Source organism: Paeniglutamicibacter sp. NPDC012692, from assembly GCF_042901625.1.
GTDB lineage: Bacteria > Actinomycetota > Actinomycetes > Actinomycetales > Micrococcaceae > Paeniglutamicibacter.
This window is the reverse complement of the sequence record NZ_JBIBDE010000001.1, coordinates 738,595-762,109: the sequence shown is the minus strand read 5'-3', so window position 1 is coordinate 762,109 and position 23,515 is coordinate 738,595. Positions and strand designations below refer to the sequence as shown.

Sequence of the window (23,515 nt, the reverse complement as noted above, 5' to 3'; positions counted from 1 at the left end):
CGTCACATAAGGGCGCTGTCCTCCGAAACGGCAACCGGGCCTCGGCCTGAGGTTAATCCGGCAGTATGATGAAAGGCAATTAAGTCGCAAACGCAACGGTGCGAGCGCCTGCAATCCCCCATTTCTCCCATCATTATCCGGAAGGTCCCCGTTGCCCAAGCAGCAAGCCGCCACTGACACAGCGCTCATCACGAAGAGCCACTCCGCATGGCGTAATTCAATCTTCGGGATCTTCTTCCTGTGCGGGTACGCGTTTGCCAGCTGGGTGGCCCGGTTGCCGGCGGTCCGCGTGGAACTCTCGCTGTCCACCGCCGATGTCGGAATCCTGCTCTTTGCCGTTGCCATCGGTTCGATCGGCGGCCTGGCGTTCGCGCCCAACATCCTGGCCCGCATGGGCGTGCGGCGCGGGATCGCCACGGGCCTGGTGTGCCTGGGGCTGGCGCTGACGGCCCTGGGTGCGGTGGTGGACCTCACGAGCAACGTGCCTGCCGCCGTCCTGATCCTGGTCTTCTACGGCTTCGTCTTCAGCGCCACCGACGTGATGATGAACGTCGACGGGGCGGCGGTCGAACGGGCCATCGGCAAGACGCTCCTGCCCATGATGCATGCCTTCTTCAGCCTGGGAACCATCGTCGGGGCCGTCAGCGGCGCGGCGACGGCACGGGCGAACGTCGGCATCCTGTGGAACTTCGCCGGCGTCGGACTGCTGATCATCGTGCTCGGCCTGTTCTTCGTGCGCAACGTGACGGCACTGGAACCGGCGGCGGAAAAGCGCGCGGACTCGGACGCCGCGGAACTGCCGTGGATCCGGCGCGTGTTCGGGGTGTTCCGCGACGGACACCTGATGCTGATCGGGCTCATGGTCGCCGGCCTGGCGTTCGCCGAGGGATCGGCCAACGACTGGCTCGCCATCGCCTCGGTCGACGACCACCAGTTCACCGAGGCGGCCGGCGCGCTGGTCTTCGGCGCCTTTGTCACGGCCATGACCGCCGGACGGTTCTTCGGCGGGCCGTTGATCGACCGCTTCGGGCACAAGCGCGCCCTGGTCTCCATGGGCATCCTGGGCCTGGCGGGAATCGCACTGTTCATCCTTGCCCCGGCACCCTGGGCCGTGTTCACCGGGGCGCTGCTCTGGGGCATCGGCGGGTCCCTCGGCTTCCCCGTCGGCATGTCCGTGGCCGCGGCACACCCCACCGACGGGCCGCGCCGTGTGGGCATCGTGGCGATCTTCGGCTACTCCTCGATGCTGATCGGCCCGCCCGTGCTCGGATTCCTCGGGGAGCATTTCGGGGTGCTCAACGCTTTCATCCTGGTGGCCGTGATCCTCTTCGCGACCCTGCTGATCACCCCGCGGGCCACCAACCCGGAGCGTGCGGCACGGGCCATGGCGCAGCGGGTCGACTGACCGGTAGGCCGGCCAACAGGCGGACCACCAAAACGGGCAGTTCTTGAGAAGTCGCCGCGCGCGTTCCGCTCCTAGACTGGACACCGAAACCGTCGGCCGACGCGCGTAGGATCGAACCGGCCGACACCAACCACGCAACACGATGGAGAGACGATGAGCACGTCCACCGACAGCGACACGCAGCAGGCAACGGCGCACCTGGCCGACAGCCACGACCTCATCCGGGTGCGGGGCGCACGCGTCAACAACCTCAAGGACATCAGCCTGGAGATCCCCAAGCGCCGGCTCACGGTGTTCACCGGCGTGTCCGGCTCGGGCAAGAGCTCGCTGGTGTTCGGCACGATCGCCGCCGAGTCCCAGCGCATGATCAACGAGACCTACAGCGCGTTCGTGCAGGGCTTCATGCCGACGCTGGCCCGCCCCGACGTCGACGTGCTCGAGGGCCTGACCACCGCGATCCTTGTGGACCAGGAGCGCATGGGCGCCAACCCGCGCTCCACCGTCGGCACCGTCACCGACGCCAACGCCATGCTGCGCATCGTCTTTTCCCGACTGGCCACCCCGCACATCGGCTCGCCGCAGGCCTATTCCTTCAACGTCCCCTCGGTCTCCGGGGCCGGCGCCGTCACCCTGGAAAAGGGCGGCAAGAAGGTCAAGGAACGCCGCAGCTTCTCCATCACCGGCGGCATGTGCCCCAACTGCGAGGGTCGCGGATCGGTCACCGACTTCGACCTCACGGCGCTCTTCGACGCCGGGAAGTCCCTCTCCGAGGGCGCGCTCACGGTCCCCGGCTACTCCATGGACGGCTGGTACGGCCGCATCTTCGCAGGGTCCGGCTACTTCGACATGGACAAGAAGCTCGGCAAGTTCACCAAGCAGGAGCTAGAGGACCTGCTCTACCGCGAACCGACCAAGATCAAGGTCGAGGGCATCAACCTCACCTACGAGGGCCTGATCCCGAAGATGCGGAAGTCGTTCCTGGCCAAGGACGTCGACGCCATGCAGCCGCACATCCGCGCGTTCGTGGAACGCGCCGTCACCTTCACCGCCTGCCCCGAATGCGGCGGCACCCGCCTGGCCGAGCACGCCCGCAACTCGAGGATCGACGGGGTGTCCATCGCCGACGCCTGCTCCATGCAGATCAGCGACCTGGCCGTGTGGGTGCGGTCCCTGGACGAGCCGGCCGTCGCCCCGCTGCTCGAGGCGCTGGGGGAGACCCTGGACTCCTTCGTCGACATCGGCCTTGGCTACCTGTCCCTGGAACGCCCCTCAGGCACGCTCTCCGGCGGCGAGGCGCAGCGCACCAAGATGATCCGCCACCTGGGCTCCTCGCTCACCGACGTGACCTACGTCTTCGACGAGCCGACGGTCGGGCTGCACCCGCACGACATCGCGCGCATGAACGAACTGCTGCTCCAGCTGCGCGACAAGGGCAACACCGTGCTGGTGGTCGAGCACAAGCCCGAGGCCATCGCCATCGCCGACCACGTGGTCGACCTGGGCCCGCGCGCCGGCTCGCTGGGCGGCGAGGTGATGTTCGAGGGCACCGTGGAGGGCCTGCGTGCGTCCGACACCCTCACCGGGCGGCACCTCGACGACCGCGCCAGGCTCAAGGACACCGCCCGCAAGCCGTCGGGCAAGCTGGAAATCCGCGGCGCGGACATGAACAACCTCAAGAACGTCGACGTCGACGTGCCCCTGGGCGTGCTCACGGTGCTCACCGGCGTGGCGGGTTCCGGCAAGAGCTCGCTGATCCGCGGCTCGGTCTCGGGGCGGGACGACGTGGTGACCATCGACCAGGGCGCGATCAAGGGCTCCCGGCGCTCCAACCCCGCCACCTACACCGGCATGCTCGAGCCGATCCGCAAGGCGTTCGCGAAGGCCAACGGCGTGAAGCCCGCCCTGTTCTCCGCGAACTCCGAGGGCGCCTGCCCCACCTGCAACGGCGCCGGGGTCATCTACACCGATCTGGGCATGATGGCCGGCGTCGCCAACCCGTGCGAGGAATGCGAGGGCAAGCGCTTCGACTCCCTGGTGCTCGAGTACAAGCTCGGCGGCAAGGACATCTCCGAGGTGTTGGCCATGTCCGTGGCGGAGGCCGAGGCGTTCTTCGCCGCCGGCGAGTCGCGCATCCCCGCCGCGCACAAGATTCTCTCCCGCATGCTCGACGTCGGCCTCGGCTACCTGAGCATCGGGCAGCCGCTGACCACGCTCTCCGGCGGCGAACGCCAGCGCCTGAAGCTGGCCATCCACATGGGGGAGTCCGGCGGCATCTACGTGCTCGACGAGCCGACCACGGGCCTGCACCTGGCCGACGTGCAGCAGCTCATGGGCCTGCTGGACAAGCTCGTGGACTCCGGCAAGTCGGTCATCGTGATCGAACACCACCAGGCCGTCATGGCGCACGCCGACTGGATCATCGACCTGGGCCCGGGGGCCGGCCACGACGGCGGCAGCATCGTCTTCCAGGGCACCCCGGCGCAGCTGGTCGCCGACCGCTCGACGCTGACCGGGCAGCACCTGGCCGCCTACGTCGGGGCCTAACCACCCGGAAAGGCCCCCGGCGCATCTAGTGCCCGAACTCCATCGGGGAAACGGGCGCGCCGGCGGTCCCGTCCAGCGCATCGATCGCCAGGACCTGTTCCTCGGTCAGGTCGAACGAGAACACGTCGAGGTTCTGGGCCATGCGCTCGGGGTCGGCGCTCTTGGGGATGGGGACCACGCCGCGCTGCACGTGCCAGCGCAGCACCGCCTGCGCCGGGGTTACCTTGTGCGCGTGCGCGGCCGCCACCACGGGCTCGGCCTGTAGCAGGTTGTGCTTTCCGCGGCCCAGCGGCCCCCACGCCTCGGTGACGATGCCGTGCCCGGCGTGGAACGCCAGGCGCTCGTCGTCGATCCAGTACGGCGAGTGCTGGATCTGGTTCACGTCCGGCACCACGCCGGTGGCTCGGACCAGTTCCTGCAGCTGCCCGGTGGTGAAGTTGGAGGTGCCGATGGCGCGTACCCGGCCGGCCTTCAGCAGCTTGACCAGGCCCTCCCAGGCCTCGACGTAGCGGCCCTCGGCGGGGTTCGGCCAGTGGATGAGGAACAGGTCAAGGTACTCGACGCCCAGCCGCGTGCAACTGTGTTCCCAGGCGTCGCGGACCCCGTCCACCGAATGCCACTTCACGTTGAACTTCGAGGTGATGAACAGTTCCTCGCGCGGCACCTGTGTGCTGCCGATGCCCTCGCCGATTCCCGTCTCGTTGTTGTAGTTCTCGGCGGTGTCGATGAGCCTGTATCCGGCCTCCAGGCCGTGCACCACGGCGGCTCCTGCCTGGGCGTCGTCGAGCGGCCAGGTGCCCAGGCCGATCGAGGGCATGAAAGCCCCGTTGTTGAGTTCTCGAAGGGGGACCGATGCGTGGTTGTCTGGCATTTGGCCATGCTATGGCACTTTGTCGCCCACCGGTAGGGGGTGCCGTTCATCCGCGAATGCATCCGCCCGAACGCCTTCCGAAAGATCGACTGACGTGGGGTTGGGTGCGCGGCGGGCCGCTTCTGCGGGACCGTTCCCGCGGCCCCTGGCACCAGGGTTGTCCACATCCCGTCCGGTTCCGCCCGACGGGCCCGCCGGAACCACCCACACTGGGCAGACGCGGCAAGAGAGCCTTGCCGCCTCAGATCCCCGGAGGGCACCATGACCGACCACCTGACGATTCGCGGTGTGGTGGGCACCGAACCGCGCATCAGCAACGGCGCCAGCGGCGCGTCCATCGCCAAGTTCCGACTGGTGAGCAACGAGCGGCGCCAGGACCCCGAGTCCGGCCAATGGGTCGATGTCCACAGCAACTGGTTCACCGTCTCCTGCTTCAGGGCGATGGCGTCGAACATGCTGGCCAGCATCCACATGGGCGACCACGTCGTCGTCTACGGAAAGGTCCAGCTGCGGGAGTTCGACCGTGCCGATGGAACCCGCGGATTCAGTGCGGACGTCGAGGCGCTTTCGCTCGGGCACGACCTGCGTTTCGGGGTCAGCACCTTCGAACGGGTGCGCAGGCAGGATGGCGAGGACGGACGCGGCGGGGGTGCCCGCGGACGCCACCCGCACGCGGCCGCGGGGGAGGCAGACGAGGATTTTCCGGTCAAGGGGTGGCCCGAAAGCGATGCCGAGCCCAACGGTGAAGCCGACACCAACGCCGCATGAGGGCGGGCGGCCAAGTCCCGCATGTGGGCACTTGGCCGCCACTGTGCCCAAGAACATGGATAACCTGCCGAAACTCACCGGCGGAAATTGTGAGTAAGACTGCAACAGGCACTAGCCTTGAGGGCATGGCGGAATTCATTTACACGATGACCAAGGCTCGCAAGGCCGTTGGCGACAAAGTCATTCTCGACAATGTCAGCATGTCGTTCTACCCAGGCGCAAAAATTGGCGTGGTTGGACCGAACGGTGCGGGCAAATCGACGATCCTTAAGATCATGGCAGGGCTTGATACGCCCTCCAACGGTGAGGCGCGCCTCAGCGACGGATACAGCGTCGGCATCCTTTTGCAGGAGCCGCCGCTGAACGAAGAAAAGACGGTCCTGGGCAACGTCCAGGAAGGCGTCGGCGAGATCTACGAAAAGATCACCCGCTACAACCAGATCTCCGAGGAGATGGCACAGGACGGTGCCGACTTCGACGCACTGCTCGAAGAAATGGGCCACCTGCAGGAGGCAATCGATTCCGCCGACGCGTGGGACATCGATTCCCAGCTCGAGCAGGCAATGGATGCCCTGCAGTGCCCGCCGGGAGATTCCCCGGTGACCCACCTCTCCGGTGGTGAGCGCCGCCGTGTGGCATTGTGCAAGCTGCTGCTGCAGAAGCCGGACCTGTTGCTCCTCGATGAGCCCACCAACCACTTGGACGCCGAGTCGGTCCAGTGGCTGGAACAGCACCTGCAGGCCTACCACGGTGCAGTCCTTGCCGTGACCCACGACCGGTACTTCCTGGACCACGTGGCCCAGTGGATCGCCGAGGTCGACCGTGGACGCTTGATCCCCTACGAGGGCAACTACTCCACCTACCTGGAGAAGAAGCGCGAGCGCCTCGAGGTGCAGGGCAAGAAGGACGCCAAGCTGGCCAAGCGCCTGGCCGAGGAACTCGAATGGGTTCGCTCCAACGCCAAGGGCCGTCAGGTCAAGTCGAAGGCCCGCCTTGCCCGCTACGAGGAGATGGCTTCGGAGGCCGAGCGCACCCGCAAGCTGGACTTCGAGGAAATCCAGATCCCCGCAGGCCCGCGTCTGGGTTCGGTGGTCATTGAGGCCAAGAACCTCAAGAAGGGCTTCGACGACCGCGTGTTGATCGACAACCTGTCCTTCTCGCTGCCGCGCAACGGCATCGTCGGGGTCATCGGCCCCAACGGCGTCGGCAAGTCGACCCTGTTCAAGACCATCGTCGGCATGGAGCCGCTCGATGGCGGCGAGCTGCAGGTCGGCGAGACCGTCAAGATCTCCTACGTCGACCAGAACCGTGGCGGCATCGACCCGAACAAGTCCCTCTGGGAAGTTGTTTCCGACGGACTCGACTACATGCACGTCGGCCAGGTCGAGGTTCCTTCGCGCGCCTACGTTTCGGCCTTCGGCTTCAAGGGCCCGGACCAGCAGAAGAAGGCAGGTGTGCTCTCCGGTGGTGAGCGCAACCGCCTGAACCTGGCGCTGACCCTCAAGCAGGGCGGCAACTTGCTGCTTCTCGATGAGCCCACCAACGACCTCGACGTCGAGACCCTGTCGTCGCTGGAAAACGCGCTGCTCGAATTCCCGGGTTGCGCCGTGGTCGTATCGCACGACCGTTGGTTCCTCGACCGGGTTGCCACCCACATCCTGTCCTACGAGGGCACCGATGAGGATCCGGCGAACTGGTACTGGTACGAGGGCAACTTCGAATCCTACGAGGCAAACAAGATCGAGCGCATGGGCCCGGAGGCTGCAAAGCCGCACCGCGTCACCCACCGCCGCCTGACCCGCGACTAATACCGGTCGGAACAAAGGCCCGGCCCGCTGGATTTTCCAGCGGGCCGGGCCTTTGTCGTTCTTCGGGATGCGTCGTGCCGTGCGGGTGTCAGTCGTGGCTCGGCAGGCGGAGCATGCCTTCCTGGGCGACGGACGCGACCAGCTGGCCGGCGCGGTTGAAGATGCGGCCGGTGCCCAGGCCGCGGGCGCCCGAGGCGCTGGGGGATTCCTGCACGTAGAGCAGCCACTCGTCGACGCGGAACGGGCGGTGCCACCACATGGCGTGGTCCAGGCTCGCGACGGACATGCCGCGGGTGATCCAGGTCAGCCCGTGGCGGCGGAGGATCGGCTCCAGCAGCGTGTAGTCGCTCGCGTAGGCAAGCGCCGCGCGGTGCAGCGCGTCGTCGTCGGGCATCGCGGCGGTGGTCTTCATCCAGACGGCGTTCACGGCGCGGCGGTCGGTGGGCTGCTGGAAGTACAGCGGTTCGCCGACGTAGCGGATGTCGAAGGGCCGGTTGAACGCGAACTCCTGGGCCACCGGGTGGTCGATCTCGCCGATCAGGTCGGCGGTGGTCGGCAGCGACTCCGGATCCGGCATGCCCTCCGGCATGGTGTCCTGGTGGTCGAGGCCCTCGGAGTGCTCCTGGAAGGAGGCGATCATCGAGAGGATCGGCACGCCGTTCTGGTAGGCGTGCACGCGGCGCGCGGAGAACGAGCGCCCGTCGCGCAGGCGCTCCACGCCGAAGGTGATGGGAAGCCGGGCGTCCCCGGCGCGCAGGAAGTACCCGTGCATCGAGTGGATCGGGCGGTCCCCCTCCAGGGTCCGGTACGCGGCCATGACGGACTGGCCCAGCACCTGGCCGCCGAAGACCCGGTCGCGGGCCTGCGGCGGGGTGTGGCCGACGAAGATGTCCTCGTCGGTGCGGGCTTCGCTGCCTCCCTTGAGGGACAAAAGCTCCAGCAGGGTATCGGTATTGGTGTTCTGCGTGCTCACGCGGGCTCCCTTGCGCAAAAAGTGATCTGGTTAGACACTATCGCCCCCGGGCCGCGGATTCTTAACCGTCGCAGTAAATACTTGCCGAAGGCGCGGTTTGTCCCGCGCGGCGGGCAGATGTCGGATCCGCGTGGGGCGAGCGCGATCGAGGCCGCGCGGCCCGCCGATCGGGCTTCGCAGCCGAATGCTACGAAAAGTGAACATTCCCACGCGTCCCCGCGGGGCGGCTTCCCGAGACGACATGGAAGTATGGAGGAATGGCCAGTGAAACAGTTGTACTGACAGACCAGGAAACCGTCGCGGACCTCGGCACCTTCCTTGCCCGCGCGCGCTCGATCGACGACGGGGCGGTGCGGGCGCAGGCTGCGGGCAACGTGCTTGCGTTCTACGTGCCGGTGCTCTTCCCCGAGAACCTGGGCGATGCGGTGCCGACGATCCTGGGCATGCGCGCCGTGGCGCTGGGCGGTCCTGCCAGCGCCGAGGGCGTGTACCCGATCTCCGCGATGACCGACCGGCTGGCGCGCATGGAGGGCAAGTCCCTGGAACTGGTGATGCCCCCGGCGGAGGTCGGCGCGCCCTGGGCCGGGCGGCAGGTGCCGCGTGGCGGTTGGGAGCGGCTGGCGGAGCTGGAGGACGACGTGCTGCTGGCGCGCGCCGCCGAGGGCATGGGCGCCGTGGCGCAGGCACTGCCGGAAAACGCGGGCAAGCCGGTGCTGGCGACCGTGCGTTCACGCATCTGGGCGACGCCGATGAGCGATGTTCCTGTCCAGATGCCGTTGGGCATGGCCTTCGGCGCGCAGACCCTGGGCTTCCTGCGCCCCGGCGCAACCTCCGTGCTCTTCGGCTCCGGAGGCTGGCTGCGCCTGAGCAGCTCCGGCGGGCACGTGCTGGCCCGCCAGGGCGGCGTGCTGGGCTAAGTCCGCCGTTTGCCGGCTGCTAGTCCGCGGCGTTCACCAGCGAGTGGGCGGCGCGGTCGAAGTAGTCCCAGAGGGTTTCCTCCTGCAGCGGCGGAAGCTGCAGCGAATCGAGCGCGTAGCGCATGTGCTTGAGCCATACGTCGCGGTTGTGCGAGTTGATCGTGTACGGGTGGTGGCGCATGCGCAGGCGCGGGTGGCCGCGGCGTTCGCCGTAGGTCTTGGGCCCGCCCCAGTACTGCTCGAGGAACAGCTGCAGGCGCATCGCTGCCGGGCGCAGGTCCTCCTCCGGGTACATGGAACGGAATTCCTCGTCCGCGGCGACGGACTCGTAGAACTTCTCGGCCAGCTTCGCGAAGGTTTCGCGCCCGCCGACCTGGGCGTAGAACGTGCCCTCGTAGGCGGCCGGGTCGTGGTCGTCGTTGGGGGAGAGCTTGCCCTCCGGAAGCGCGTTGCTCAGCGAGGCGCCGACCGGGCGCAACTGTCCCACGGGCTCGCCGAAGCGGGTGCTGCTGGGCAGCAGCACCGGCTTGGGGGTTTGGATTGCTTCCGGCTGGATGTCGTTCACGGTGGCACGGGTCCTTTCAGCTGCCGGTTCTCCCCGGCGTCGATTCTTCAATTATCCCCGGTCGGCGGGCGTGCCGGTGCAGGCTTTCGCGCAGGGCGTGGGCGGGCGGGGGAGATTCAGCCGCCCAGGTGCTTCATGGCCTCGCGCAGCGAGAGGCCGCTCATGCGGCCTTGGTGTGCATCGACCCACGTGCGCACCCAGTCCGGGTCGGTCTTGGCGTACTGGCGCAGCGACCAGCCCAGGGCCTTGCGGATGAAGAACTCCGGGTCGGCCAGGTTGCAGGCCAGCGCGTAGTCGAGCAGGCCGGTGTCGGTCTTCTTGCCCAGGTGCAGCTGCGCAATCATGGCCATGCGCCGCTTCCACATGAACTCGTCGGTCGCCCAGTCCCGAAGCATCGGCCCGACGATCCCGGGGTGGGCCAGCAGCGTTTCCCCGTAGCGGCGGGAGCAGCCGTCGACGATGTCCCACCAGGCGCCCTCGAGGATCATGCGCTCGTACAGCGGCAGGAATTCCGGCAGGCCCCGGCAGCTGCGGTGCGCGCAGAGCTCCGCGGCCGCGTACCAGTGTTCGCGGTGCGTGGCGTTTTCCCACAGTTCGGTGGCGGCTTGCAGCCTGGCCCCGGCGCTGTCCAGGCCGAACTCGAGTGCGAACTCCTTGGCGACGGCGCGGACCTGCGGGACCCGCACGCCGAGGAACGGCTGTTGGGTTTTCATGTAGGCCTGCTGGCCCGCCGCCCGGCCCTCCTCGATGTGCGGGATCAGCCGCTGCGTGAGCAGTTCGACGGCGCCGTCCACGCTATCTGGCACCGCGCCGGGCACGGCTCAGGCCCCGGGGTTGACCGGTGAGTGGTGCACGGGGAAGTTGACGCTGCGGGCGATGAAGCACACCGAGTTCGCCTCGTGGTGCAGCGAGTCGGCAAGCTCGCGCTGGGATTCGTCGGCCAGGGCCACCTGTGGGTGCAGCGTGGCCTCGAGGAACTCGCCGCTGCCGTCGCGGTTCAGCCGCAGGGTGCCCGTGGCGGCGTCGTCGTACCCGGTGACAACCACGCCGTTCTTCACCGCGACGTGCAGGTAGGAAAGCATGTGGCACTGGCTGAGCGCGGCGAGCAGCAGCTGCTCCGGGTTCCAGCGGTCGCGGTCGCCGTGGAAGGTCGGGTCGGCGGTGCCCGGAAGGTCCGGCAGCCCGGCGGCCGACACCACGTGGTCGCGGCCGTAGCCGCGGTAGCTGGCGGTGCCCTCGCCGCGGTTGCCTGTCCAGTGGATGGAGACGGAGTAGTTGTGCAGTGCCAGGTTCATGCTTCCATTCTCTTGCACGTTCGGGAGGTCCGCGCAATTCGTGACAGCTCGGGGTGGGAACGGGCGGTGCCGACGTGCGCGGACGCAGACGGGGGCCGTGCGTTTCCGCACGGCCCCCGTCCGCTGCGTGCTACGTGGTTACTTGTCGGCGGCCTGGGCCGCGAGGGCGCGGACCACGCCGTCGCGGGCCTCGAGGACCAGGCGGCGCAGCGCCCGCGAACCCTCGTCGAGGGTGCCCAGGAACGCGTCGGTCGCGTCCAGGGTTCCCTGGCTGGTCTGCGCGGCCGGGTAGAGGCCGACGATGATCTGCTGGGCGATCTCGTAGCTCTTGGTGTCCCACACGGTGCGGGCGGCCTCGAAGTAGTCCTTCGCGTAGCCGGCGATCAGCGCGGCGTCGTGCACGCGGTTGAAGCCGGTGATCGCGGCGCGCTGCTCCAGGTTGGACAGTTCCCCCCCAAGGATGCCCTGCCATGCCGCGGCCTTCGCCTCGGCCGTCGGGATGGCGGCCTTGGCCGTCTGCGCGGCAAGCTTGCCGTTTGCGGTGTTGTCGCGGGCCAGCTCGTCGTCGATCTCCTCCACGCCCACGCGGCCGCCGGCGGCCAGCGAGGACAGCAGCTCCCAGCGCAGGTCGGTGTCGACCTGCAGTCCCTCGAGCACCAGCCCGCCGTCCAGCAGGGCCGCGACGGAATCCAGCTGCTCCGCCGAGTTGGCGCGCAGGGCGAAGGCCTTGGTGAACTGCAGCTGCGAGTCCGATCCGGCAGCAGCCTCGTTGGCCAGGGCCCAGAGGCGGTCCGCGGCGCGGGTGCCGGCCTCGGCGGCGACGGCGCGGTCGACGTAGAAGTCGAGGGCGGTGTTCAGCTGGCGCAGCAGCACCATGACCACCGAGGAATCGGACTCGTGGCCGATGTTGTTGAGCACCAGCTCGACATAGGCGCGTGCCGGGGTCTCGGCGTCGCGCGCGGCGTCCCAGGCGGCTCCCCAGACCAGCGTGCGCGGCAGCGAGGACCCGAAGTCCTTCAGGTGGTTCGTGGCGGTGGCCAGCGAGAGCTCGTCCAGGCGGATCTTGGCGTACGCCAGGTCGTCGTCGTTGACCAAAACCAGCGCCGGGCGCTTGAGCCCGATGACCGCCTCGACCGTGGTGGAATCGCCGGCGACGTCGAGTTCCTCGCGGTGCACGCGCACCAGCTTGCCGGCCTCGTCGAAGTCGTAGAAGCCGACGGCCAGGCGGTGCGGGCGGATCGTCGGGTAGTCGGCGACGGCGCTCTGGGCGATCTCGAACCCGGTGATGGTGCCGTCGGCGTCGGTGGCGATCTGCGCGCGCAGCGTGTTCACGCCAGCGGTCTCCAGCCACAGCTCGGACCACTTGGCCAGGTCGCGGCCGGAGGAGTCCTCGAGCTCGCGCATCAGGTCCGGCAGCTCGGTGTTGGACCAGGCGTGCTTGGCGAAGTAGCTGCGCACCCCGGCCATGAACTGCTCCTGGCCGACCCAGGCAACCAGCTGGCGCAGCACGGAGGCGCCCTTGGCGTAGGTGATGCCGTCGAAGTTCACCTGAACGTCCTCGAGGTCCTTGATCTCGGCGACGATCGGGTGCGTGGAGGGCAGCTGGTCCTGGCGGTAGGCCCAGGTCTTCTCCATGATGTTGAACGTGGTCCAGGACTGGGTGAACTCGGTGTTCTGCGCCGCGGCCAGCGTGGACATGAACTCGGCGAACGACTCGTTGAGCCACAGGTCGTTCCACCAGCGCATGGTCACCAGGTCTCCGAACCACATGTGCGCCAGCTCGTGCAGCACGGTCACGGCGCGGCGTTCCACCATCGCGTCGGTCGGGCGGGAGCGGAAGACATAGGACTCGAGGAACGTCACGGCGCCCGCGTTTTCCATGGCGCCGGCGTTGAACTCCGGCACGAAGAGCTGGTCGTACTTCTCGAACGGGTACGGGGTGCCGAACTGCTCCTCGAAGAACTCGAAGCCCTGGCGGGTGAGCGTGAAGATGTTCTCCGCGTCCAGGTGCTCCATGAGCGAGGCGCGGGCGAAGACGCCCAGCGGGATGGTGCGGCCGTCGCTGCTGGTCAGTTCCGAGCGCACGGAGCGGTACGGGCCGGCGATGAGCGCGGTGATGTAGGAGGAGATGCGCGCGGTCGGGGCGAAGGCCCAGGTCTTGGCGCCCTCGTGCGCGGCCACGGGAACGGGGGTGGTCGCGTTGGAGATGACGTCCCAGTGGTCCGGCGCGGTGACGGTGAAGGCGAAGGTGGCCTTGAGGTCCGGCTGCTCGAAGACGGCGAACATGCGGCGGGAGTCGGGGACCTCGAACTGCGAGTAGAGGTACACCTCCGCATCGACGGGGTCCACGAAGCGGTGCAGGCCCTCGCCGGTGTTCATGTACAGCGCGTCGGCGTCGATGACCAGCACGTTTTCGGCGGCAAGGTCCGGCAGCGCGATGCGCACGCCGTCGGAGACCTCGGCCGGGTCGAGCTCGACGCCGTTGAGGTTCACGGAGCGCACGGTCGCGGTCACGGCGTCGATGAAGGTGCTGGAGCCCGGCACGGCGCCGAAGCGCACGGTGGTGCGGGAGCCGAAGACGGTGTCCGACCCGGTGAGGTCCAGGGCGACCTCGTAGGAGTCGACGGTGATGAGTTCCGCGCGGGTCTGTGCTTCTTCGCGGGTGAGGTTCAATCCTGGCATGGTCGGCTCAGGCGCCTTTCGATCGGGATATGCGGCATGGGGTGTTCGACTGGGGTGTTCGGCGGGCGCACGCACCAAGACCGCAGGTGTGAAGCAAGCCCTGAACATTGTGTCCATTCTCTCACCACCACCCCACCGCGCCGCAAGTGTGAACCGACCTTTGGACGAAACACTGGTTGGATTGGTGACATGGGATTGAATGTGGTGCTGCTGGGTTACGGCGCGATCGGGCGGTCGCTGCACGGGATGCTGGCGCGGCATCCGGACAGGATTGCCGTCATCGGGGTGCTCGATGGCCGCGCTCCGAAGGCCATGGAAAGTGCAGCGGGCGACGACGCCAGCGTGTCGCTGCCGGTGCTCGATCTGGCGACCGCGCTCGAACGCGCCGACGTCATCGCCGAGTGCGCCTCACCGGCGGCGGTGCGCGAGCTCGGCCCGGAGATCATCGCCTCGCTCGGCGCGCTGGTCGATGAACGCCTGCGTGGACTCCTCCTGGAACGGGGACCGGGCCGCGCGTACCTGACCACCGGTGCCATCGGGGGACTCGACCTGATCCGCGCCTCCGCCGGAACCATCGACGCCATCGAGCTGGACACCCGCAAGCCGCCCGCGGCGCTGCTTCATTCGGGGCTTCCCGATTCCCTGCGTTCCCGGATCGCCGCCGCGGGAAGCGCGGGGGAGCCGTGCACCGCTTTCAGCGGAAGCGTGGAGCGGGCCGTGGAGCTGTTCCCCGCGAACATCAATGTCGCCGCGGCACTGGCCCTGGCCGCGGGCGACTTCTCCCGCGTTCACGTCACCATCACCGCCGACCCCGCGGCGACGCGGACCCGCCACGGGATCCGGATCCGCGGCAACGGCGGCAGCCACGACTTGGTGATCGAGAACGCCCCCGACCCGGACAACCCCGCCACCAGCGCGCTCACCGCCCGCGCGATGGCCTCGGGCCTGCTGCGCCTGGCCGGCGTCGGCCCGCACTTCATCTAGCGTGCCCGCACCACGTCCAATAAAAGCCCCGCACGAACCACCGCACGGGTCAAAGGTGAAACCCCGACAGCGTTCTGGATAGGCTCGGACGCAGTCTTGTTTCACAAAATTCCTAGGGGGACCGCACAAGCCATGCCCGGAACGACACACGCACCACGCATTTCACGACTCTGGATCCTGTCGCTGGTCACCATGGGGACGGCGCTGCTGATCCACGTGCTCTCGACCGCGCTCTGGTGGAACCGGCTGCCGCGGCCCGTCGCCACGCACTGGGGCTTCAACGGTGTCGCCGACGGCACGGGCAGCATCTGGATGCACCTGATCCTGGGCGCCTTCACCATCGTGTTGCTCGGCGTCGTCATGTCCCTGGCCTCGGGACCAGGACGAAGCCGGGGCATGCGCGGCGGGGAGCCGCTGCTGGCCGGCCTGGGCAACGGCCTGCTCGTGGGCATCTGTGCCATGTTCCTCGCCGGCCTGGCCGGACAGCTCGACGCCGCGGAGGCGCTCGGCAGCAGGATGAACATGCCGGTGCTTGCCGCGGGACTGGCGCTGGCGATCCTGTGGGGAATCGTCTCCGCCCGACTCGTGCGCAAGTCCCTGCCGGCCGCCGAGACTTCCGGTGAGGCGGCTGCGGCGGTTGGCCCGGCTTCCGGCCCGGCCGCGGGCATGCCCATGGTTTCGGGAACCACGCTCGCATCCGCGGTGAGGAGCCCCACGTGGGTGACGGCGGTGTTGGCGGCGCTGCTGGTCGGAATGCTGGTGCTGGCCGTCTACGTTTCCGCAGAGAACGCGGCAGACCTCTGGCTGGTGGCACCGGTGTTCGCCATCGTGGTGCTGGCCGGCGTGGTTTGCCTGGCCGGCAGGGTCGTGGCCGACGACGACGGCATCCGCGTCTACGGCGGCGGCATCGTCAAGCTTCTGCACGTCCGCCCGGCGGACATCCACCGGGCGGAGGGACGTGAAATCACCCCGGCCGAATTCGGCGGCTGGGGCCTGCGCGTCAGTGGCGCGGGTGTCGCCTTCATCGTCGGGAAGGGCCCCGGAGTGGTCGTGGAGCGCAAACGCGGGGGAGCCCGGATCTACTCGGTGGCCACCATGGACGACGCGACCGCGATGGCGCGCCTGCTCAACCAGCTTGCGCCCGGCCGCCCGGATGCCGGGTCACGAACTTAGCGGCGCCCCGCCGGTGAAGATAAGCTGGATCCGAACTTTCCCCACAAGCGTCTAAGGACATTTCACATGCGCGTTCACATCGCCACCGACCACGCCGGCCTCGAGCTCAGCGCCCACCTTATCGAGCACCTCACGGCCAAGGGCTACGAGATGGTCGATCACGGTCCGACCGCCTACGACGCCGAGGACGACTACCCCTCGTTCTGCATCAACGCGGCCCTGGCCGTCGTCGCCGACCAGGCCGAGGGCCTCGACTCGCTGGGCATCGTGCTGGGCGGATCGGGCAATGGCGAGCAGATCGCCGCCAACAAGGTCGTTGGCATCCGCGCCGCGCTGGCCTGGAACCTGGACACCGCGCGCCTGGCCCGCGAGCACAACAACGCCAACGTCGTTGCCGTGGGTGGCCGCCAGCACTCGCTGGAGGAGGCCACCGGCATCATTGAGGCGTTCCTGAACGAGCCGTTCTCCAACGTCGAGCGCCACATCCGCCGCATCGGCAAGATCGCCACCTACGAGACCACCGGTGAGGTCGTGGCCTAGCCAGGGCCGCACGCACCATGCCCGAAGGCCACTCGGTACACCGACTTGCCCGCCAATTTGACGACGTCTTTGGCGGGCAGGTCCTTGCCGTGTCCTCGCCGCAGGGCCGTTTCGCGCCCGCGGCGAAGCTGATCGACGGGCAGCAACTGGTCTCGTCGCACGCCCACGGCAAGCAGCTGTTCCTGGGTTTCGGGAACGACCTGGTCCTGCGCGTGCACCTGGGCCTCTACGGGGCCTGGAGCTTCGGCGGGGACGAGCACTTCTCCGGCGCCTCCTCCATCGGCGCCCCGCGCCGGGTGGGCGAATCCGAGCAGGCCTCCGCCGGGGACCAGGGGCCCTACGACGGCCCGCCGGAACCCGTCGGCCAGGTCCGCGCCCGGCTGGTCTCCGCACACGGTTGGGCGGACTTGCGCGGCCCCACCGCCTGCGAGGTGCTCACCGAGCAGCAGGCGGCGACGGTCCGCGCCAAGCTCGGCCCCGACCCGCTCGTCGCCGCGGCCGGCGAATTCAACCTGGCCAAGGGGCGCGGTTCGCACGCGGAAACCGCTGCCGACGCCCGGGCCGCCAGGCAGGACTTCATAGCCCGCCTGGCCAAGAAGAAGACGCCGATCGGCACCGCGCTGATGGACCAGGCCGTGCTGGCCGGGGTCGGGAACATCTACCGCGCCGAGGCCCTCTTCCGCTGCAACATCGACCCGTTCATGCCGTGCAACGAGCTGTCCAAGCCCCGGGCCGCGGCGCTCTGGGAGGACATCGTTTCCATCATGGAGGACGGCGTCCGCGACGGAAAGATCATCACGACCCGTGCCGAACACCGCGGTGCCGCGGGCCCTCTCTGGCCGGACAACGCGTACTACACCTACCAACGACAGCACCAGCAATGCAGGCTCTGCGATGCGGGCATCGCGCTGGTGGAAGTGGCCGGCCGCAAACTCTACTGGTGCCCCGACTGCCAGCCCAAGGCCCGCAAGCGCGCCACGCGTTAGGTTCACCCGTCGGAGATCCCTGGCGGGAATCGGGCTGCGGCTGCGTGCGGGCCGGTGCGGGACCCGTTTCCGGACGTCCGGCGATTCCGGGGCCGGGTTCGCGGGATTCGTGTCGCCTGGGTGTTGGTGCGTACTTGCGCAGTGACAAGGATCGAGACGTTCGGAAGCGCCGATTTGCACACTTCGGAAATGTGGTGCTAAGGTTTTATCCGTTGCCACCGACAAGGTGAAACAACACGGGGATGTAGCTTAATGGTAAAGCCTCAGTCTTCCAAACTGATTACGCGGGTTCGATTCCCGTCATCCCCTCCACTGCGAGCGGCTTGGTTTCCACGGAAACCAAGCCGCTTTTTTGTTTTCCGAGGGTTTCCCTTTTCGGCCCAAGCCAATACTTGTTGGCGTAAGGTTTGTCCATGCTCACACTGACAGGCACGGACCGGGTGCCTCGCTGGTCCTATGTGCCATTTGCGATTTTGACCCTCGTTCACCTCTACGGGCAAGCCACCGGCGTGGTCGCGGTGGCGGACTGGACGAAGACCTGGTTGATGCTCGCATTGCTGGTGGCGTTCCTGCTTTCCGCGCCGCGAGGCAATTGGCTGCCGGTCGCGCTTGGGACCGTGGCGCTGCTCGGATCGAGCCTGGGGGACAACTCGGATCTTGGTGGCGATGAATTCTTGCGCGGATTGGGCGCCTTTGCCGTTGCGCACCTCTCCTACATCGTGCTCTTTGCGTGGGGGATGGGCCTCCGCCCGCGCAATGCCAGAAAGTGGGCGCTGTTCTACTTGCCCCTGGTGGTCTTGGTCCTGTCCATTGTGCTGCCCCACGCTGGCGTGATGGCACCGGCTGTCGCCACCTATGCGCTGCTGATCCTGACGATGGCAATCCTCGGCAGCAGCGGCAACCGCGCAACCGCCCTTGGCTCCGCACTGTTCGTGATCTCCGATTCGGTCTTGTCCCTCGACCTCTTCGTGCCCGACTTCCATTTTTGGCAGATCGATCTGGTCATCATGGGCACCTACACGATTGGCCAGGGGCTTATCGTCTACGGCGTTGCGCAGAAGTTGTGGGAACGGTCCGCCGCGTCCGGATATCGCGCGTCAGCGGGGGAGTAGTGCGCATACGGATCCAAATCGCACTAAACGCAGTAATCCTCGTCACAAAAACTGTATAAAGTCGACAAAAATCGCCGTTTTGAGCGTCAAAAGTAGCGGAGGAACGTGTTTTTGGACCGCAGAACGAGGGTTTTGGCCTCAAAAACCCCGAGAATCCGCGCCTCGACCCCTCGAATTGGGTTTTCGGCCAACTCCTAGTATGTTTATTCCGCGCCGTCAACGAAATCCAAACTTCTGGTTGACGGGCCGATTAGTAGAAACAAGCAGTATCTGCATAGACTGTTTCTGCACTAATCGGGGTGTAGCTCAGCTTGGCTAGAGCGCGCGCTTTGGGAGCGTGAGGTCGCAGGTTCGAATCCTGTCACCCCGACTCTGTACCTTCGACCCCGCAACGGTTTCCGTTGCGGGGTTGAAGTCCAGTTAGACCAAACATCACACACCAGGAGTACAACGCTGTGAAGAGCGCCGTCGAAAACCTCAACCCTACTCGGGTCAAGCTCACCGTTGAAGTTCCATACGAGGAACTGAAGCCAAGCATTGACGAGGCGTACAAGACCATCGCCAAGCAGATCCAGGTTCCCGGCTTCCGTGCCGGCAAGGTTCCGTCCCGCATGATTGATCAGCGCGTCGGCCGTGGCTATGTCCTGGAGACCGCTATCAACGAGGGCATGAACGCTTTCTACCAGAAGGCCGTCACCGAGAACGAGATCGTTCCGCTGTCGCGTCCCGAGGTTGAGATCACCGAAACCCCGTCCGCAGAGGTAGCCGGCGAAGGCCAGCTCGCCTTCCAGGTCGAGATCGACATCCGTCCGACCATCGAACTGCCGGAATACAAGGGTCTCGAAGTTACCGTTGACGCCCTCGAGGCCGGCGACGAAGACATCGAAAAGGCACTTGAGGACCTGCGCGGCCGCTTCGGCACGCTGAAGTCCGTCGAGCGCCCGGCCGCCGAGAACGACTTCATCACCCTTGACCTGGTTGCCAGCGTTGACGGCGAAGAAATCGACTCCGCAACAGGCCTGTCTTACCAGGTCGGCTCCGGCACCATGCTTGAGGGCATGGACGAGGCAGTCACCGGCCTGTCCGCAGGCGAGGATGCAACCTTCGAAACCAAGTTGGCCGGCGGCGAGCACGCAGGTGCCGACGCACAGGTCAAGGTCACCGTTACCGCCGTCAAGGAGCGCGAGCTTCCCGAGGCCAACGACGACTTCGCACAGCTGGCTTCCGAATTCGACACCATGGCCGAATTGCGCGAATCCCTCGCCAAGGACGCAGCCGAGTCCAAGGTCATGGAGCAGGGCGTTGCCGCCCGCGACCTCGTTCTCGAGAAGCTGCTGGCCCTCGTTGAGGTTCCGGTTCCGGCATCCGTCATCACCGAGCAGGTTGAGCAGCACTTCGAACAGGGTGCGCACAACGAAGGTGAAGAGCACGACACCGAAGAGCACCGCACCGAGGTTCGCGAGAACACCGAGAAGGCCTTCAAGAACGAGATCGTCCTTGACGCCGTTGCCGAAGCAGAGAAGATTGGCGTTGCCCAGTCCGAACTGATCGACTACATCGTTCAGACCGCAGGCCAGTACGGCATGGATCCGAACCAGTTCGCCCAGATGCTCGACGGCGCCGGCCAGGTTCCGATGCTGGTTGGCGAAGTTCGCCGCCGCAAGGCACTTGCCAAGGTCCTGGAACTGGCAGTCGTCACCGACTCCAACGGCAAGGTCGTTGACCTGAGCTCGTTCGTCAGCGCCGAAGGTGAAGAGGACTCCGCGTCCTCGGCATCGTCCGCTTCCTCCGCCTCCTCGGCTTCGGCAGCATCCGCAGAGTAACTCCTGCACCGCCCAAGCGGTAAGTTTTTCCCGATCGCGGGGTCACCATTGGTGGCCCCGCGATCGTTCTTTAAGCCCTCGGCGATGGGCCGGGCGCGGACCATGCGCCCACAGCGAACAGCTGCGGTTGAGCTCCCAAAGTGGCTTGCCAAGGCAGTAATGTTCAAAGAAGTAAAGAGCCAGTGGCCCGACGGACAGAACATCGGGCCACGGCATCACGGAGAGGTATCAGAACATGTCCAGTGACTCCCGCACTCCCACTATGGCTTCGGTTGACCCGGCCGCACGTGAGGACTACATCTACAATCGACTCCTCAAGGAGCGGATCATCTGGCTCGGCTCGGAAGTCCGAGACGACAACGCGAACGCCATTTGCTCGCAGTTGCTCCTGCTCTCCGCGGAGGACCCGGAGAAGGACATTTACCTGTACATCAACTCCCCGGGTGGATCCATCACCGCGGGCATGGCGATCTACGACACCATTCAGTACATCCCGAACGACGTGGTGACCGTGGCAACCGGCCTTGCCGCTTCCATGGGACAGTTCCTGCTTTCCTCGGGCACGCCGGGCAAGCGTTACGCCACCCCGAACGCCCGCATCCTGATGCACCAGCCTTCCGGCGGCATCGGTGGCACGGCCTCGGACATCCGCATCCAGGCGGAACTGATCCTTCACATGAAGAAGGTCATGAGCGAGCTGACGGCCGCGCAGACCGGCCAGACCGTTGAAACCATCCTCAAGGACAACGAGCGCGACAAGTGGTTCACGGCCACCGAGGGCCTCGAATACGGCTTCTTTGACCACATCGCCCAGTCCTCCGGCATCGTCTCCGGTGGCGGCGGGGTCGCGAAGTAACGCGACGGAATCCAGCAGACCCAACTGATTTCCCAGGAGAAACGATGAATTTCACCCCGCACGCCACCTCCGGCGAAATGCCCTCGGCACGCTACATCCTTCCTCAGTTCGAGGAGCGCACCCCCTACGGGTTCAAACGCCAGGATCCTTACGCGAAGCTCTTCGAAGACCGCATCATCTTCCTTGGTGCACAGGTCGACGACGCCTCGGCCGACGACGTCATGGCCCAGCTGCTCGTCCTCGAGTCCATGGACCCGGAACGCGACATCACCCTGTACATCAACTCGCCGGGTGGCTCGTTCACCGCGATGACCGCAATCTACGACACGATGCAGTTCATCCGCCCCGAGGTCCAGACCGTATGCCTCGGCCAGGCAGCCAGCGCCGCCGCGGTATTGCTCGCCGGCGGTGCACCGGGCAAGCGCCTGGCGCTTCCGAACGCTCGCATCCTGATCCACCAGCCGGCGATGGGTGGCGGCGAACGCGGCACCGCGTCCGACCTGCAGATCCAGGCCGAAGAAGTCATGCGCATGCGTGCCTGGTTGGAAACGACTCTTGCCGGACACAGCAACAAGACCGCGGAAGAGGTCGGCAACGACATCGAACGCGACCTCTACATGACGGCAGAGGAAGCAAAAGTGTACGGCCTGATCGACGAGGTTCTTACCCCGCGTAAGATCAAGCCACAGGCTATTTCGCACTAATGTAGCGTCGGCAACGGGTGGTGTGTGGTGTGTGAAATTCGCACCACACACCACCCGTTCGCCCATTCCGACGCTCCTCTGTCATAGAGTTAAGACAGTTCAGCATTTCCGGTCTCTCGGACCGGTTCTACCGGTACCAGATAAGGGGACCAACACTATGGCACGCATGGGTGAAGGGTCTGATCTGCTCAAGTGTTCCTTCTGCGGGAAGAGCCAGAAGCAGGTTCGCAAGCTAATTGCCGGGCACGGTGTCTACATCTGCACCGAGTGCATTGAACTCTGCAACGAAATCATCGAAGAAGAGCTTGCCGAGGTCGAAGAGGGAACCACCTTCGAGCTTCCCAAGCCCAAGGAAATCTTCGACTCGCTGCAGGAATACGTGATCGGACAGGAAGGCGCCAAGCGTTCGCTGGCCGTCGCCGTCTACAACCACTACAAGCGCATCCAGGGCGGGGCCGCCTCCAAGCCGGTTTCCGCGCTGTCCGATGCCAACTCGCTGGACGAAGTCGAAGTGGCGAAGTCCAACATCCTGCTCATCGGTCCCACCGGTTGCGGCAAGACCTACCTGGCCCAGACCCTGGCCCGCCGACTCAACGTGCCCTTTGCGGTAGCGGATGCCACTGCGTTGACAGAGGCCGGCTATGTGGGCGAAGACGTCGAGAACATTCTCCTCAAGCTCATCCAGGCGGCCGACTACGATGTGAAGAAGGCCGAACAGGGCATCATCTACATCGACGAGATCGACAAGATTTCCCGCAAGAGCGAAAACCCCTCGATCACCCGCGACGTATCGGGCGAGGGCGTGCAGCAGGCGCTCTTGAAGATCCTGGAAGGGACCGTCGCCGCGGTGCCGCCCCAGGGTGGCCGCAAGCATCCGCACCAGGAATTCATCCAACTCGACACCACCAATGTGCTGTTCATTGTGGCTGGCGCCTTCGCCGGGCTCGAGGAGATCATTTCCTCGCGCGCCGGACGCAAGGGAATCGGATTCGGGGCACCTCTATCCGCGCTGAAGTCCGAGGAAGCGTCATATTCGGATGTACGGCCCGAGGACCTGCTGAAGTTCGGGTTGATTCCCGAATTCATCGGCCGCCTGCCGGTTATCACGACCGTGGAAAAGCTCGACCGCGACGCGTTGATCAAGATCCTCAGCGAACCGAAGAACGCCCTGATCAAGCAGTACCAGAAGATGTTCAGGATGGACGGAGTCGAGCTATCCTTCGAGCCCGGCGCGCTTGAGGCAATCGCCGACCTTGCCCTGGCCCGTGCCACCGGGGCCCGCGGCCTTCGTGCGATACTTGAGGAAACCCTCAGCGCCACCATGTTCGAGATGCCCAGCCGCGACGACGTCGCGGAGGTCATCATCACGGCCGATGTCGTTGTCAACGGCGCCGAACCCACCCTGATTTCCGAGCAGCTTGCCGCCAAGCGCGGCAAAAAGTCGGCCTGATTTACATCACTGATTGAAGCCCGCGCGCATTTGGGCGGGCCATCCGAGTCCACAAAGGA

General features: G+C 66.3%; 20 protein-coding genes and 2 tRNA genes. 16 read left to right on the top strand and 6 right to left on the bottom strand.

From position 1 onward, the window contains the following. Positions 1–151: 151 nt before the first annotated feature. Both ACFY5D_RS03370 and ACFY5D_RS03365 read left to right on the top strand, forming a co-directional pair. Positions 152–1,405 carry an MFS transporter gene (locus ACFY5D_RS03370; protein ID WP_387525019.1) on the top strand — a complete coding sequence of 418 codons (1,254 nt, stop codon included), beginning with the start codon at positions 152–154 and terminating at the stop codon, positions 1,403–1,405. Positions 1,406–1,558: 153 nt separating this feature from the next. Further along, a complete protein-coding gene (locus ACFY5D_RS03365) occupies positions 1,559–3,949 on the top strand; it encodes an ATP-binding cassette domain-containing protein (protein ID WP_387525016.1) in 2,391 nt (796 codons plus the stop codon). 25 nt (positions 3,950–3,974) lie between these two features. On the opposite strand, the gene ACFY5D_RS03360 is transcribed toward ACFY5D_RS03365, so the two are convergent. After that, positions 3,975–4,820 (bottom strand): aldo/keto reductase, encoded by an 846-nt coding sequence (locus ACFY5D_RS03360; RefSeq protein WP_387525013.1) that lies wholly within the window; start codon positions 4,818–4,820, stop codon positions 3,975–3,977. A gap of 261 nt (positions 4,821–5,081) precedes the next feature. Between ACFY5D_RS03360 and ACFY5D_RS03355 the strand changes: the two genes are divergently transcribed. Both ACFY5D_RS03355 and ettA read left to right on the top strand, forming a co-directional pair. After that, entirely contained in the window at positions 5,082–5,588 is a 507-nt protein-coding gene (locus ACFY5D_RS03355) for a single-stranded DNA-binding protein (RefSeq protein ID WP_387525010.1), read from the top strand. Positions 5,589–5,713: 125 nt separating this feature from the next. Further along, on the top strand, positions 5,714–7,396 hold the full coding sequence (ettA, locus tag ACFY5D_RS03350) for an energy-dependent translational throttle protein EttA (RefSeq protein WP_387525007.1): 1,683 nt from the start codon (positions 5,714–5,716) through the stop codon (positions 7,394–7,396). Between the two features lie 88 nt (positions 7,397–7,484). On the opposite strand, the gene ACFY5D_RS03345 is transcribed toward ettA, so the two are convergent. Further along, positions 7,485–8,369 carry an acyl-CoA thioesterase gene (locus ACFY5D_RS03345; RefSeq protein ID WP_387525004.1) on the bottom strand — a complete coding sequence of 295 codons (885 nt, stop codon included), beginning with the start codon at positions 8,367–8,369 and terminating at the stop codon, positions 7,485–7,487. A gap of 257 nt (positions 8,370–8,626) precedes the next feature. Between ACFY5D_RS03345 and ACFY5D_RS03340 the strand changes: the two genes are divergently transcribed. After that, positions 8,627–9,286, top strand: coding sequence for a hypothetical protein (locus tag ACFY5D_RS03340; RefSeq protein WP_387525001.1), 660 nt, complete (start codon positions 8,627–8,629; stop codon positions 9,284–9,286). 19 nt (positions 9,287–9,305) lie between these two features. Here the strand turns inward: ACFY5D_RS03340 and ACFY5D_RS03335 are convergent, their stop codons facing one another. The 4 genes from ACFY5D_RS03335 to pepN form a co-directional block, all read right to left on the bottom strand. Continuing rightward, positions 9,306–9,743 (bottom strand): globin, encoded by a 438-nt coding sequence (locus tag ACFY5D_RS03335; protein ID WP_387527549.1) that lies wholly within the window; start codon positions 9,741–9,743, stop codon positions 9,306–9,308. 224 nt (positions 9,744–9,967) lie between these two features. Continuing rightward, the gene (locus tag ACFY5D_RS03330; protein WP_387524999.1) at positions 9,968–10,657 is read right to left on the bottom strand and encodes a DNA alkylation repair protein; all 690 of its coding nucleotides are present in this window, start codon (positions 10,655–10,657) and stop codon (positions 9,968–9,970) included. Positions 10,658–10,672: 15 nt separating this feature from the next. Next, a complete protein-coding gene (locus ACFY5D_RS03325; protein WP_387524997.1) occupies positions 10,673–11,146 on the bottom strand; it encodes an OsmC family protein in 474 nt (157 codons plus the stop codon). Between the two features lie 138 nt (positions 11,147–11,284). Next, positions 11,285–13,828, bottom strand: coding sequence for an aminopeptidase N (pepN, locus tag ACFY5D_RS03320; protein ID WP_387524994.1), 2,544 nt, complete (start codon positions 13,826–13,828; stop codon positions 11,285–11,287). Between the two features lie 189 nt (positions 13,829–14,017). Here pepN and ACFY5D_RS03315 point away from each other — a divergent pair, with 189 nt between their 5' ends. The 11 genes from ACFY5D_RS03315 (at position 14,018) to clpX (ending at position 23,456) form a co-directional block, all read left to right on the top strand. Then, on the top strand, positions 14,018–14,812 hold the full coding sequence (locus ACFY5D_RS03315; RefSeq protein WP_387524991.1) for an aspartate dehydrogenase domain-containing protein: 795 nt from the start codon (positions 14,018–14,020) through the stop codon (positions 14,810–14,812). Between the two features lie 132 nt (positions 14,813–14,944). Next, positions 14,945–15,985 carry a DUF1648 domain-containing protein gene (locus ACFY5D_RS03310; protein WP_387524988.1) on the top strand — a complete coding sequence of 347 codons (1,041 nt, stop codon included), beginning with the start codon at positions 14,945–14,947 and terminating at the stop codon, positions 15,983–15,985. A gap of 66 nt (positions 15,986–16,051) precedes the next feature. Then, positions 16,052–16,525 (top strand): ribose-5-phosphate isomerase, encoded by a 474-nt coding sequence (locus tag ACFY5D_RS03305; RefSeq protein ID WP_387524985.1) that lies wholly within the window; start codon positions 16,052–16,054, stop codon positions 16,523–16,525. Between the two features lie 17 nt (positions 16,526–16,542). Continuing rightward, the gene (locus ACFY5D_RS03300) at positions 16,543–17,511 is read left to right on the top strand and encodes an Fpg/Nei family DNA glycosylase (RefSeq protein ID WP_387524982.1); all 969 of its coding nucleotides are present in this window, start codon (positions 16,543–16,545) and stop codon (positions 17,509–17,511) included. A gap of 238 nt (positions 17,512–17,749) precedes the next feature. Continuing rightward, a tRNA-Gly gene (locus ACFY5D_RS03295) sits at positions 17,750–17,823 on the top strand. 101 nt (positions 17,824–17,924) lie between these two features. After that, positions 17,925–18,623 (top strand): lysoplasmalogenase, encoded by a 699-nt coding sequence (locus tag ACFY5D_RS03290; RefSeq protein WP_387524979.1) that lies wholly within the window; start codon positions 17,925–17,927, stop codon positions 18,621–18,623. A 295-nt stretch (positions 18,624–18,918) separates the two neighbouring features. Continuing rightward, positions 18,919–18,993, top strand: a tRNA-Pro gene (locus tag ACFY5D_RS03285). Positions 18,994–19,078: 85 nt separating this feature from the next. Continuing rightward, positions 19,079–20,446: a trigger factor gene (gene tig / locus ACFY5D_RS03280; RefSeq protein WP_387524976.1), complete on the top strand. Its 1,368-nt coding sequence runs from the start codon at positions 19,079–19,081 to the stop codon at positions 20,444–20,446. Positions 20,447–20,708: 262 nt separating this feature from the next. Then, positions 20,709–21,302, top strand: a complete 594-nt coding sequence (locus ACFY5D_RS03275; RefSeq protein ID WP_387527546.1) for an ATP-dependent Clp protease proteolytic subunit — start codon at positions 20,709–20,711, stop codon at positions 21,300–21,302. Positions 21,303–21,346: 44 nt separating this feature from the next. Further along, the gene (locus ACFY5D_RS03270; RefSeq protein ID WP_387524974.1) at positions 21,347–22,006 is read left to right on the top strand and encodes an ATP-dependent Clp protease proteolytic subunit; all 660 of its coding nucleotides are present in this window, start codon (positions 21,347–21,349) and stop codon (positions 22,004–22,006) included. A 157-nt stretch (positions 22,007–22,163) separates the two neighbouring features. Further along, a complete protein-coding gene (gene clpX, locus ACFY5D_RS03265) occupies positions 22,164–23,456 on the top strand; it encodes an ATP-dependent Clp protease ATP-binding subunit ClpX (RefSeq protein WP_387524971.1) in 1,293 nt (430 codons plus the stop codon). The last annotated feature ends 59 nt before the right edge of the window (positions 23,457–23,515 follow it).